The sequence below is a fragment of the Nitrobacter sp. JJSN genome (assembly GCF_051912485.1).
Taxonomy (GTDB): domain Bacteria; phylum Pseudomonadota; class Alphaproteobacteria; order Rhizobiales; family Xanthobacteraceae; genus Nitrobacter.
In genome coordinates this window covers 539134-552634 of sequence record NZ_CP196822.1, presented here as the reverse complement: position 1 = coordinate 552634, position 13501 = coordinate 539134, and the positions used below count along the sequence as shown (strand labels likewise).

At 59.2% G+C, this 13501-nt stretch carries 6 protein-coding genes and 2 pseudogenes; 5 read left to right on the top strand and 3 right to left on the bottom strand.

The annotated features are described in order from the left end of the window. Nucleotides 1-947: 947 nt before the first annotated feature. From ACSZOQ_RS02825 to ACSZOQ_RS02805, 5 genes and pseudogenes are all read left to right on the top strand, one after another. A complete protein-coding gene (locus ACSZOQ_RS02825; RefSeq protein ID WP_439924544.1) occupies nt 948-2027 on the top strand; it encodes an efflux RND transporter periplasmic adaptor subunit in 1080 nt (359 codons plus the stop codon). Then, the gene (locus ACSZOQ_RS02820; protein WP_439924543.1) at nt 2024-5137 is read left to right on the top strand and encodes an MdtB/MuxB family multidrug efflux RND transporter permease subunit; all 3114 of its coding nucleotides are present in this window, start codon (nt 2024-2026) and stop codon (nt 5135-5137) included. The genes ACSZOQ_RS02825 and ACSZOQ_RS02820 overlap by 4 nt, the downstream gene beginning before the upstream one ends. Continuing rightward, nucleotides 5134-8424, top strand: a complete 3291-nt coding sequence (locus tag ACSZOQ_RS02815; RefSeq protein WP_439924542.1) for an efflux RND transporter permease subunit — start codon at nt 5134-5136, stop codon at nt 8422-8424. The genes ACSZOQ_RS02820 and ACSZOQ_RS02815 overlap by 4 nt, the downstream gene beginning before the upstream one ends. A 124-nt stretch (nt 8425-8548) precedes the next feature. Then, nucleotides 8549-10048, top strand: a complete 1500-nt coding sequence (locus ACSZOQ_RS02810; protein ID WP_439924541.1) for an efflux transporter outer membrane subunit — start codon at nt 8549-8551, stop codon at nt 10046-10048. Nucleotides 10049-10380: 332 nt separating this feature from the next. Continuing rightward, nucleotides 10381-10632: pseudogene (locus tag ACSZOQ_RS02805) on the top strand (transposase); the annotation flags it as partial. A 17-nt stretch (nt 10633-10649) separates the two neighbouring features. Here the strand turns inward: ACSZOQ_RS02805 and ACSZOQ_RS02800 are convergent. The 3 genes and pseudogenes from ACSZOQ_RS02800 to ACSZOQ_RS02790 form a co-directional block, all read right to left on the bottom strand. Continuing rightward, a pseudogene (locus ACSZOQ_RS02800) lies at nt 10650-11201 on the bottom strand (IS3 family transposase); the annotation flags it as partial. 324 nt (nt 11202-11525) lie between these two features. Next, nucleotides 11526-12578: a fatty acid desaturase gene (locus ACSZOQ_RS02795; RefSeq protein ID WP_439925933.1), complete on the bottom strand. Its 1053-nt coding sequence runs from the start codon at nt 12576-12578 to the stop codon at nt 11526-11528. Between the two features lie 446 nt (nt 12579-13024). Further along, nucleotides 13025-13399 carry a hypothetical protein gene (locus tag ACSZOQ_RS02790; protein ID WP_439924540.1) on the bottom strand — a complete coding sequence of 125 codons (375 nt, stop codon included), beginning with the start codon at nt 13397-13399 and terminating at the stop codon, nt 13025-13027. Nucleotides 13400-13501: the final 102 nt, after the last annotated feature.

The window sequence follows — 13501 nt, the reverse complement described above, 5'->3', positions numbered from 1 at the left end:
CGATACAGCCCAGCAAATATCAACCGATCCAAAGTGCTGAAATTCAGCCGCTTTGACGTCGCTGGATGTTAAGCTAATGACGAAGGATCAGTATCTCGGCTTCCAGCGAGGCCCGCGACCGGAACAATCCGACCAGCGCCAACCAGACCAGGCTGCAAGCTTCTCTCATAAGGCCGAAGCATTGCGCGATACGACCTCAGTTGCCAGCCGGATTAGGTTTCCGATAGGGACACCCATCTTGGTCCACAACCGGCAGATGCGATGACGGCCGTTGCGACGCAGGTGCCGCGCAATCTGACATGAGACCACGGCGACTCCAGAAACTGCTCGTCAATCAGACGGATTAATCTGAGCGTCGCCTCACTGTCCGCCGTCGGCTCACGCCCCCGGCGATCAAAATGGACGTGAAGCCGACGTCGAACAAGGCCACCTTCAGGGCACCCTAATCCGCGCAATATTTGTTCGCCAAACTTGGAAAATTCCCCTCGGTGAGAGGCATACCCATCTCAGAACGATCCACAACCCTCGCAACCGCCAACCGGGGGTGCCTGTTCTGAAAATCCCCTATTCTTACAAATTATTAAGGCGGCAACCGAAGGCCCGTCTAGCCAGATATGGTAAGTCGGATGGGCAGCATCGCACCGCAATTATCGCCATCTAAGTCATCCAGACGGCGGCGATAAATCAGAATAGTCTGGGCGCGGGTTACTAAGCCCCGCAGCGGGTTACGCGAACAAGAGCATCTCGATGGCAGGTTCATGGATCAGCCGGTAAAGCCTCATCAGGAGGTTCCATTTGACGAGGCCCCGAGGGCCCCTCGGCGCAAGTCGCGCTGGCGTCTCGCATGGCTCCTCCTGCTGGCTTTGGCAGTTGTCGCTAGCGTTGTGTTGTGGCGCCAGCGCACACAAGCACCGCAACCGGCGGGGAGCGGCGGGAGCGCTCCGCCAATGTCGATCGTCCCGGAGACCGTCGGCAAGGGCGATATCGGCATCAACCTCAACTCGCTCGGCACCGTCACCTCGCTGGCCACGGTCACTATCAGGACCCAGATCAGCGGTTACCTGATGAAGATCGAATTCAAGGAGGGACAGGACGTCAGGAAAGGTGACCTGCTCGCGGAAATCGATCCGCGTCCGTATGAGGCTACGCTAGCCCAGGCAAACGGAAATTTGACGCGCGACGAGGCGCTCCTGAAAGGCGCCCAGGTTGATCTGACTCGCTACCGGGGCCTGGCTGCGCAGAATGCGGTGCCTCATCAAACGCTCGATACCCAGGTGGCCTTGGTCGGCCAATACCAGGGCACGGTTGAAGCTGACCGTGCAGTGGTGAAGGCAGCTCAGGTCAACCTGCAATATTGCCATATCGTTTCGCCACTCGATGGACGCGTCGGATTGCGCCAAGTGGATCAGGGAAACTATGTGACGCCAGGGGACACAAATGGCCTCGTCGTGATCACCCAGTTGCAACCGATCAGCATTCTCTTCACGCTGCCGGAAGACAATCTACAGGCTATTTCAAAGCGGATTCAGGCTGGCGCCACACTGCCCGCGACCGCTTACGACCGTAGCGGCGCCAACAGAATCGCGGATGGCATACTGCAAACCTTCGACAGCCAGATCGACCCAACCACCGGAACGATCAAACTGCGGGCACAGTTTCCAAACGATACGAGAGCCCTCTACCCCAATCAGTTCGTCAACGTCCGGCTGCTGGTGGATACTCATAACGAAGTCACTGTGATGCCGACGGCCGGTATTCAGCGCGGCGTTCCGGGTACCTTTGTCTATCTCGTCAACCCCGATAGCACCGTATCTGTCCGCAGGGTCGTGCTCGGCGTGACTGACGGCGAACGTGTCGAGGTCCTTTCGGGACTGGTCCCCGGTGATCGCATCGTCGTCGACGGCGCTGACAAGCTACGCGACGGCGCGAAGATCGCCGTTCGCACGGAAGCAGGCAACAGCAGCAATCCAGCACCAGACAAATCGGAAAGCAAGAAGCAGCGCTCGGATAGCGGTCAGAAACGATGAGCCCATCGCGACCCTTTATTTTGCGGCCAGTGGCAACCACGCTGCTAATGGTCGCAATCATGTTGTCCGGCTTGCTTGCCTTTCGCTTCCTGCCGGTCGCAGCGCTCCCCGAAGTCGACTATCCAACGATCCAGGTTCAGACCTTTTATCCCGGCGCGAGCCCCGACGTGATGACATCGTCTGTTACGGCGCCGCTGGAAGTCCAACTCGGGCAGATGCCTAATCTGAATCAGATGAGTTCGGTGAGCTCCGCCGGCGCATCGGTCATCACGCTGCAATTCGGTCTCAGCATATCCCTCGACGTCGCCGAACAGGAGGTGCAAGCCGCCATTAATGCGGCAGGAAATCTGCTGCCCTCCGATCTGCCGGCGCCTCCGATCTACGCCAAGGTGAATCCGGCCGACGCGCCGATCCTGACGCTGGGGCTGACCTCGGCGACGATGCCGCTAACACAGGTGGAAGATTTCGCCGACACCCGCCTGGCGCAGAAGATTTCTCAGCTTCCGGGTGTCGGGCTGGTCAGCATCAGCGGTGGCCAGCGACCGGCAGTGCGCATTCGTGCCGACATTCGCAAGCTCGCCGCCTACGGTCTAAATATCGATGATCTCCGTACCACGCTCGGCAACGCCAACGTCAATACGCCGAAAGGAAGTTTCGACGGGCCGATGCGCGCCTATACAATCAACGCCAACGATCAGGTCCGGAACGCCGCCAGCTATCAGTCATTGATCGTCGCCTACAAGAACGGCTCTCCGGTGCGGCTAGGCGACGTCGGCGATGTGGTTGATGGCGCGCAGAACGACAAGCTCGGTGCCTGGATGAACAAGGTGCCGGCAATTATTCTGAACATTCAGCGGCAGCCGGGCGCCAATGTGATTTCCGTGGTGGCCGGGATCAAGGCGTTGCTGCCGCAACTGCAGGCCTCCCTGCCGGCCGCAATCAACGTCGCCGTTCTCACCGACCGCACCGTCACCATTCGTGCATCAGTTCGGGATGTGGGATACGAACTTACGCTCGCGGTTATCCTGGTCGTGCTGGTGATATTCGTGTTCCTGCGCAGCGCGCGGGCGACCATGATCCCGAGCCTCTCGGTGCCGCTTTCGTTAGTCGGAACGCTCGGTGCAATGTATCTGTTTGGCTTCAGTCTCAACAATCTCTCCTTGATGGCGCTAACCATCGCGACCGGATTCGTGGTCGACGACGCAATTGTCGTTATCGAAAATATTTCGCGCTATATCGAAGAGGGTGAAACACCGTTGCAGGCCGCCCTGCGCGGCTCGGAACAAATCGGCTTTACGATCATATCCCTCACCGTCTCGCTGATCGCGGTGCTGATCCCGCTGCTGTTCATGGGCAATGTGGTTGGTCGACTGTTCCGGGAATTTGCCATCACCCTGTCGGTCACCATACTCATCTCCGGCGTGGTCTCGCTGACGCTGGTGCCTATGGCCTGCGCCAAGCTTCTGAAAGCCGCGGCGGATGATCGCGAAAACCTGTTCCAACGCTACAGCCGCGAAGGCTCCGATCAGCTGATCGCGGCTTACGGCCGCGCTCTCAATTGGGTGCTGGACCGTCAGACGGTCGTGCTGCTGGTGGCGCTGAGCACCTTCGCGCTGACGGGCGTACTCTACGTTATTATTCCCAAAGGGTTCTTCCCGCTTCAGGACACGGGCGTTATCCAGGCCATTTCCGAAGCACCGCAATCGGTGTCCTACGCCGCGATGGCGGCGCGGCAGCAACAGCTCGCGACCGTCATCCTTGAGGACCCGGACGTCGACAGCCTGTCCTCGCTCGTCGGCGTGGACGGAACCAATACGACGCTCAACAGCGGCCGGATATTGATCAACCTCAAACCTCACGATCTGCGGACATCCAGCATTACAACGGTGATGCAGCGCCTGAAGACTCTCACGGCCTCCCTCCCCGGCATTAGCCTCTATATGCAACCGGTGCAGGATCTGACGATCGAGGGCACCGTCAGCCGGACACAGTATCAATTTGTCCTTCAAGCCGCCGACGCGGCGCAGCTTACGGAATGGACACCCAAGCTGATCGACAGACTGAACGAGCTTCCACAGCTTGCAGACGTGACCAGCGACATCTCGGCGCAGGGGCTCGCGGTCTTCGTGGATATCGATCGCGACCAGGCTGCGCGTTTTGGCATCACTCCCGCCACCATCGACAACGCACTTTACGATTCATACGGACAGCGAATCGTCTCGACAATTTTCACGAACTCAAACCAGTATCGCGTCATCCTGGAAGCCGATCCGTCGTTTCAAACATCGCTACAATCGCTGTCCGCGATCTACCTTCCCTCCTCGGTCGGCAACGCACCGGTACCACTCTCGGTGCTCGCGAAGATTCGGGAAGAAACAGCGCCACTGCAAGTCACTCATCTCGGACAGTTCCCTGCAACTACTATTTCGTTCAACCTTGCTCCGGGCGCATCGTTGGGCGAGGCGGTCGTCGCGATCAAACAGGTGCAAATCGATGTCGGACTCCCGCGAAGCGTTATCAGCAGTTTTCAGGGAGCAGCACTGGCGTTTCAATCATCTCTCTCAAATCAGATTTTTCTGATCTTCGCAGCGATTATCACTGTCTACATTGTGCTGGGTGTTCTCTATGAGAGCTTCATCCATCCACTCACCATTCTGTCCACGCTTCCCTCCGCCGGAATTGGCGCACTATTGGCGCTGATGCTCGCCGACCAGGACCTCACCGTCGTCGCGATCATTGGCATCATTCTTCTCATCGGAATCGTAAAGAAGAACGCGATCATGATGATCGATTTCGCGCTCGATGCCCAACGGAACGAAGGTAGGCCGCCGCGAGAGGCGATCTATCAGGCTTGCCTGTTACGATTCCGGCCGATCCTGATGACGACGATGGCCGCGATGCTGGGCGCCTTGCCGCTGATGCTCGGCACCGGCGCCGGCTCCGAACTACGGCATCCACTTGGCATCTCCATCGTCGGTGGCCTGCTGGTCAGCCAGTTGCTGACGCTGTTCACTACGCCGGTGATCTATCTCTGGTCCGATCGCCTTTCGCTGCACTTCTCGGGGCAGTCGTCCAGCGGTCGGCAAGCGACAGATGGAATCGAGCCGTGAGTCCGTCGAGCCCCTTTATCCGCCGTCCGGTCGCGACGACCCTGCTCACGTTCGGGCTCGCGGCGGTGGGGGTGGTCGCCTTTTTTCAGCTTCCGGTATCCCCGTTGCCGGAGGTCGATTTCCCGACCATCCTGGTTCAGGCGACCTTGCCGGGCGCCAGCCCGCAGAACGTGGCCACCACCGTCGCCAGCCCGCTCGAGCGCCGTCTCGGCCAGATCGCCGATGTCACCGAGATGACCTCGTCGAGCACGGCGGGGTCGACGCGCATCACGCTGCAATTCGGATTGAGCCGCGACATCAACGGCGCGGCGCGCGACGTGCAGGCCGCCATCAATGCCGCACGTGCGGACCTGCCGACCAGCCTGCGAGCAAATCCGACCTACCGCAAGGTCAATCCCGCCGAGGCCCCGATCATGGTGCTGACGCTGACATCCGACACACTATTGCGCGGCCAGCTCTATGACGCCGCATCCACGGTCCTGTCGCAAAAGCTCTCCCAGGTCGACGGAATCGGCGAAGTGGTCATGGGCGGCAGTTCGTTGCCTGCCGTCAGGGTCGAACTCATCCCGCAGGCGCTCTACAAATATGGCATCGGTCTTGAGGACGTGCGGGCCGCGCTCGCCAGCGCCAACGCACACAGCCCGAAAGGCGGTATCGACGTCGGCAACCAGCGCTACCAAATCTACGCGAACGATCAGGCCAACACGGCGGAGCAATACAAGTCGCTGATCATCGCCTACCGCAACGGGGCAGCGGTCCGCCTCTCCGACGTCGGCGAGGTAAGCGACTCGGTCGAGAATCTCCGCAATGCGGGTCTCGCCAACGGCAAGCCGGCTGTCCTGATTGTGCTTTACCGGCAACCCGGCCGCAACATCATCGGCATTGTCGATCGTGTGAAAGCGTTGATGCCGCAATTGCGGGCTTCGGTCTCGCCAGCGATCGACCTCGATATCGCGGTCGATCGTTCGACGACCATCCGGTCGTCGTTGCGGGATGTCGAATTCACGCTGCTGATCGCGATTTTTCTCGTCGTTGTGGTGGTCTTCGCATTTCTGCGGAATGGCCGCGCGACACTGATTCCCGTTATCGCGGTGTCGGTGTCGCTGGTCGCAACTTTCGCCGTCATGTATCTGATGGGCTACAGCCTCGACAACCTCTCGCTCATGGCGCTGACGGTCGCGACCGGCTTTGTAGTGGACGACGCCATTGTCGTCCTCGAAAACATCACGCGCCATCTCGAAGCCGGCATGTCACGCCTCGGTGCCGCCCTGCTGGGCGCCAAGGAAGTCGGCTTCACCGTGCTGTCGATGAGCGTGTCGCTGATCGCCGTCTTCATTCCGGTTCTGCTGATGGGCGGCATCGTCGGCCGCCTGTTCCGCGAATTTGCCATGACAATCTCCATCGCCATCATGATTTCGCTGGCGATCTCGCTGACAACCACGCCGATGATGTGCGCCATCCTCCTTCGAAGGGAATCCGGTCGCAATCATGGGCGGCTCTATCAGGCGAGCGAGCACGTTTTTGCAGCAATGCTGAATGGCTACCGGCGTTCGCTCAACGTTGCGCTGCGGCGCCCGCGCTCGGTGATGATGATCCTGCTCGCGATCCTCGGCCTCAATCTCTACCTGTACGACATCATTCCGAAGGGATTCTTCCCACAGCAGGATACAGGCCGCATGATCGGCGTCATCCAGGCGGATCAGAGCATTTCATTTCAATTGATGCAGCAAAAACTCGCGCAGTTCGTCTCGATCATCACGAAAGATCCGGCGGTCGAAACGGCCGTCGGCTTCACCGGCGGCGGGCAGATCAATTCCGGCTTCATGTTCGTCGCGCTGAAACCCCTCGAGAAGCGAACGCTATCCGCAGATGGGGTAATCGCCCGCCTGCGGCGCGAACTCGCGGTCGTGCCGGGAGCAACGCTCTACCTGCAGGCGGTCCAGGACATTGGTGCGGGGGGACGCGCCAGTAACGCGCAATACCAATACACCCTGCAGAGCCCCACGCTGGAGGAACTCAATGAATGGACCCCCAAGATAGCGTCCGCGCTTCAACGTGAGCCCACGCTGACCGATGTCAACAGCGACCAGCAGAACAAAGGGCTCGAGTCCAATCTCGTGATCGACCGGGATGCCGCGGTCCGGCTGGGCATTACGGTCAGCCAGATCGACAACACGCTCTACGACGCATTCGGCCAGCGTCAGGTCTCGACCATCTACGTCGCGCGCAACCAGTATCACGTCGTTATGGAAGTCGCGCCGCGCTACTGGCAGAATCCGGAAACGCTGAAGGATGTCTATATCAGCACCTCTGGCGGCTCCGTCAGCGGCTCGCAGGCGACCAACGCCGTCGTCGGCACGGTCGTCACGAGCGGGCAATCGGCTTCCGCCAGTTCCACCAATGCAAACGCCGCCCGGAACCTCGCCACTAACTCGATCGGCGCCACCGGCAGGGGAGCATCCTCAACAGGTTCTGCCGTGAGCACCCGCCAGGAAACGATGATTCCATTGTCCGCCGTCGCCCATTTCGAACAAGGCGCAGCGCCGCTCGCGGTCAACCATCAGGGACTGCTCGTCGCCAACACGATTTCCTTTAACCTTCCGTCGAACGTGTCATTGAGCACGGCTGTCGCCACGATCGAGGCAACGATGAACCGGATCGGCGTCCCGGCAACAGTCCACGGCAGCTTCCAGGGTACGGCAAAGGTGTTCCAGGATTCGCTCAGCAACCAGCCCTATCTCATTCTTGCCGCGTTGATCACGATCTATATCGTTCTCGGTGTCCTGTATGAAAGTTATGTTCATCCACTGACGATTCTATCCACACTCCCGTCCGCGGGCGTTGGAGCGCTGCTGGCGCTGATGGCGTTCAACACGGAGTTCAGCATCATGTCCCTTATCGGCGTGATCCTGCTGATCGGCATCGTGAAGAAGAACGCCATCATGATGATCGATTTCGCGCTCGATGCGGAACGCACGCGCGGTCTTTCCTCGCGCGATGCGATCTACGAAGCCTGCCTGCTCCGCTTCAGGCCGATCATGATGACAACGATGGCTGCCATGTTGGGTGCGCTTCCGCTTGCAATCGGCATGGGCGAAGGAAGCGAACTCCGGCGGCCGCTCGGCATCGCCATCGTCGGTGGCCTCATTCTGAGCCAGATGCTGACGCTGTATACAACGCCTGTTATCTATCTTTACATCGACCGATTCCGGCTATGGTGCCGGCGCCTCAGGCAGGGCGGTCCCCCGCAACGGGCTCTCGATGCCCCGTTGCAATCGGGTGAATAGATGACGATGCTTCAACAGCCACAATGATCGGAAAAGTGCGGAGGGTATTGACACCGGGAAGATATCCTTGTTGCAGATGCCGAGGCGCTGGGACACGATTGCGATAGGTGGTTTTGGGGGCCCAATGTTCTGCGCTGCGTTGAAGTCGGTTTCTTTGATCGAACGGCTCGGCGGCAAGGTACGCTTTGCGTCTTTTTTCTCTGTGTTGCTGCTCGGCCCGGCATTGTCCGGCTGCATTCTCCGCTCCGAGCGACCCGATCTCAATCTGGAAATCCCGAGTACATACCGCGAGGCAAGTCGCGCGGCCCCGGACACGGCCGTCCCGTCCCTGGACTGGTGGCGCGGATTTCGCTCCAGCGAACTGACGTCGCTGATGGAAGCCGCGCAAACCGCCAACCTGGATATCGCCGTCGCCTATGCGCAAATCATCCAGGCCGACGCGCAAGCGGGCATTGCGGGAGCGCCCTTGTTGCCGTCGGTGACAGGAACAGCAACGGCCGAGCGGGTACGCAGCGCGGCGGCCTCGGCCAACGGTATCACGACGCCCTCGTTCCAGTTTTCGCAATACAATGTCGGCCTCACCGCGAGCTACATGATCGATTTCTGGGGCAAGAACCGCGCGACGCTTTATGCCGCCGAGGAGAATGCGACGGTCGCCCGATACAACCGCGACGTCGTGACCCTCTCCACGATCGTGACGGTCGCCAATACCTATTTCCAGATACTGGCGACCCAGGATCAACTCCGCGTCGTCCGTCGGAATCTGGCCGCGGCGGAGCGGATTCTGGAACTGATCAAGAAACAGTTCGCCGGCGGAACGGCGTCGCAACTTGAACTGTCGCAACAGGAAGCGCTGGTGGCGACTCAGCGGGCCGCCATTCCGCCGCTGGAGGTGACATTGCGACAGAATATCGCCGCGCTCGCTGTCCTTGTGGCGCGCGCGCCCGCGAATTTCAAAGTGAGCGGCGGAGCGACGACACAAATCACGGTTCCGCGTGTCACGCCCGGCCTGCCTTCGGAATTGCTGTATCAGCGACCGGACATCCGCCAGGCGGAGGCGCAGCTTGCATCCTCCAACTTCAGCGTTGAATCGGCGCGCGTCGCTTTCTTTCCGCAAATTCAGCTCACCGGCCAATCCGGATTTCAAAGCGCGGCGCTTGCGGCGCTGTTCGGACCGGGCGCATGGTATTACACGCTCGCCGCAGGCCTGACCCAGCCGATTTTCGACGGCTTCCTTCTGGAAAATCAACTGAAGCAGGCCAAGGGCTTGCAGCTTCAGTATCTGCAAGCCTATCGCAAGGCCGTGCTCTCGGCCTTCGCGGATGTCGAGAAAGCGCTCGTCGCCCTGCATCAATATACGTTGCAGGAACGGCTGCAGGCGCAGGTCGTTGCGGCCTCCCGTAAAGCTTTCGACGTCTCGGAAACGCAATTTCGCGGCGGCACGGTGAACCTCCTGACCGTTCTGCAGACGGAGCAAACCCTCTTTACAGCCGAAAACGCCTTGGTTCAGGTACGGCTAACCAAGTTGCTCGCCGCCAGTAGCCTGTTTCAGGCTCTTGGTGGAGGATGGAAACCAGAGAACACGGTATTCCTGAACACGGATCGCAAGTCTCAGATGCAGTAAACGGTCCGCCGCGTCGCCACCGGCTTTCGTGCCGATTGGTGTCGACCTGTTGCTGCACTCGCAGCCACCAAATAGGCACAGAACTGTGCAGGATCATCTGGTCGATTTCATTGATGTTGGCCAAATCCGATGAGGGTAGAGCAAGCGACGAGCCTCCATCACCTTACGCGCGAGCTTGACGCTTTGAAGCTGACGCAGTCGTAACCAAATAGCTTCGATCGGTTCATCGGAAAGAAGCAAGCACGGCCGGAGGATCGTCGAGTCGGCAATTGATCTGCCCCCTTTGAAGTGGTCCTCCCTGAAGTATGTTTTTCGGATGGAGGATAAGATCGATGGCAAGGAAGAGGCATACAGCTGAAGAGATCGTTGCGAAGCTGCGGCAGGTTGATATGCAGGTAGCAGACGCAGTCCGAGCGATAGGCGTGACGGAAGTAACGTATTATCGATGGCGGAATGAGTATGGCGGCCTGAAGGGCGATCAGGTGAAGCGGCTGAAGGAACTGGAGACCGAGAACACCCGGCTCCGTCGAGCGGTGTCGGATCTGACGCTGGACAAGCTGATCCTGGTGACCGGCCCCCACGGAGTGGTCCGATTGGAATGTTAGTTTAGGGATTGCATTTTGACTATCTCCTTTGGTGCTGGCCAGACGAGGGCCTCGGGTGCCGGCGGTTGATATCCCAGCGATGAGTGTGGACGCACCGTGTTGTAGTGACGCCGCCAGTTTTCGATCACGATCTGGGCCTCCTTCAACGTGTAGAAGATCTCGCCGTTGAGCAGTTCATTGCGCAGCTTGCCGTTGAAGCTCTCGCAATAGCCATTCTCCCATGGACTGCCGGGTTCGATGTAAGCGGTCTTGGCTCCGACGGTGGCGATCCAATCCCGGAGCGCCTCGGCGATGAACTCAGGGCCGTTGTCTGAACGTATGTGCGCAGGGATGCCCCGCGAGACAAACAGCTCGCAGAGTGCCTCGATGACATCGGTCGCCTTGAGCTTCCGTGCGACACGGATGGCCAGGCTCTCACGGCTGAATTCGTCGATGATGCACAACATCCGGAACGCCTTGCCATCGTGGGTGCGGTCAGCGACGAAGTCATAGGACCAGACATGGTTGGGCCGCGCCGGCCGCAGACGGATGCATGAGCCGTCGTTGAGCTGTGAATCGGCGCAGGGGTCAGATCGCCGCAGGTGCCGGCAGTAACGCCATAAAGAAATCGAAAAAAAGCCGATCGGAGTGGGGTGTGCCTGTCGCAAATCAAATCCGAATATATTGGTGATGCAGCCCGCCCAGGATTGGAAGGCGAAGAATACGCCCTGCTCTCTGAACCGTGCGCGATAGGGGCGCATCCTTGTCCAACGACAGGTGCGTGCGCGTCTCATTAAAAGCCGATCGGAGTGGGGTCACGATCGGCGCCGACCGTGACCCCACTCCGACGTAGATTCCGTTACTGGTCACAGAAAACAGTTACCGCTGTAGCTTCAAGGGGCTTTGTTGAGCGCCGGTTTACATCTGATTTCGCGGAACGATACCAGGCGGCACTGCACTTCGTCCCACAGCACAAGCCTTACACACCCAAAGCTCTGCAGGAGCGTTATGTGACCGACCTCGTGCAGTTCAGGGTGGTCGCGCAGCACGTGCGGCAGCCGGTAGAAGGGGATACGACTGCAAAGATGGTGCACGTGGTGGATGCCGATGTTGGCTGTGAACCAACGCAGTAATACCGGAAGATCGTAATGTGAGCTGCCGTATAGGGCGGCCTGATGCAGATTCCACCGCTCGTCGCACTCCCACGCGGTTTGCTCAAATTGATGTTGCACATAGAACAGCCATACGCCGGCGGTGGCGGCGAGCAGTATGATCGGAAGGTGCACGAGCAGGAACGCCTTAATTCCGATGAACCACGTGAGCGCGGCAACGATCAGGCCAATGGCGAGATTGGTTGTCATTGTGCTGGCCCAAGGCTGCCAACCGTCGCGCATGAGGCCGACCGGGAGACGGTGTTGCAGGAGAAACAGATAGGCTGGTCCGACCACGAACATGACCAGCGGGTGGCGGTAAAGTCGGTATTTCAGACGACCCCACCACGAACGGGCCTGGTATTCGCGCACTGTCAGGGTATCGACATCGCCGATACCGCGCCGGTCGAGGTTGCCGGTGGTGGCATGATGAATCGCATGCGTGCGGCGCCACCAGCCGTAAGGCGTAAGCGTGAGCACGCCAATGACGCGGCCGACCCAGTCGTTGGCCAGACGATCGGCGAAAAAAGTGCCATGGCCGCAGTCGTGCTGGATCATGAACAGGCGCAAGAGAAAGCCAGCAGCTGGGATCGCGATAAGCAATGAAGCCCAAGCATGGCCAAGGGAGAACGTGAACCAAGATGCCGTCCATAAAGTCACGAGCGGCAAAGCCGTGATCACCAACTCGGCAACGCTGCGCACGTGATTTGGCGTGCGATAGCTTCCCAGAATGCGCGTCCAACGCCGAGTGTCGGGCGTCGCCAGTTCTGAGGTATGTCCAATGCTCAAGATGATATCCGAAGCCTGCCGATCGCGCGCCAAGCGGGCTGAATTCTCAGCTTCGCAGCTCGCGCGACCTGCTCCTTTTCGCACTCGCGTTGCACTTTCGGCCCAGCCGCAATCGTTATTAGCTTGTTGACTCGCAATGTCGTCGTTACTTTCTCAGTGGCGGTTGCGGACAGATTAGAACATCCCGCGTGCTGACTGATCGACCGCGGGACTCCGAAAACCACAGCTCTACCAGTACATCCGTGGTCAGAGCAACAATGGCCCTCAGGAGGCGCGCATATTTTCAGCGGCAGATTTGCCGGTCCGGCGGTCTACGACGATATCGAAGCTGACATTTTGCCACTCATGGAAGGAGCTGGCGCATACGGCGAAATATTCATGCGTCGGGTTCGGTCCACGCTCTCCGCACGAGAAAACCTTCCAAGAGCTGCTCAACGAGGAAGCTCAGCGCTTTAAAGACGAGGCTGCAAAGATTCCGCACGGCACGGCTCGCGATCTCCTTTTGCAGCGGGCCTTCCGAGCAGAAGCCGCTTCGCATTTGGATCGGTGGCTATCGTCCCCCGGATTGCAGCCACCGAAATAAAAAGACTGCTCATTGAAACGATTGTGGGTGGTGCTTTACCCGCCGTGGCGTAGCGTTGGGTAACAATCGCCTCAACCATTTCGATACGTTGTGAGAGGATGCCTTGGGGCACGTTGCCATACAGGGCTGATGTTGTCGCCTTGGTCCAGCCTAGCAAGGGCGAGAACTTTTCATCAAAGATACTCGCGCTTCGCAGCGTATCGCCGGGCTTGGAAACTCCGAAATGACCGCGAAGATGAATCACTACATTGCGTGCCGCGCTGAAGCTGCGGTGTGTCGTGAGAAAGCTGAGACTGATATTAAGCGGCGTGACTACTGGCTCGCGGAAGCACAAAAATGGGAAAAG

Coding starts and splice junctions, on each gene's coding strand:
- ACSZOQ_RS02825 (WP_439924544.1), top strand. CDS start 948: ATGTCGATCGTCCCGGAGACCGTCGGCAAGGGCGATATCGGCATCAAC.
- ACSZOQ_RS02820 (WP_439924543.1), top strand. CDS start 2,024: ATGAGCCCATCGCGACCCTTTATTTTGCGGCCAGTGGCAACCACGCTG.
- ACSZOQ_RS02810 (WP_439924541.1), top strand. CDS start 8,549: ATGTTCTGCGCTGCGTTGAAGTCGGTTTCTTTGATCGAACGGCTCGGC.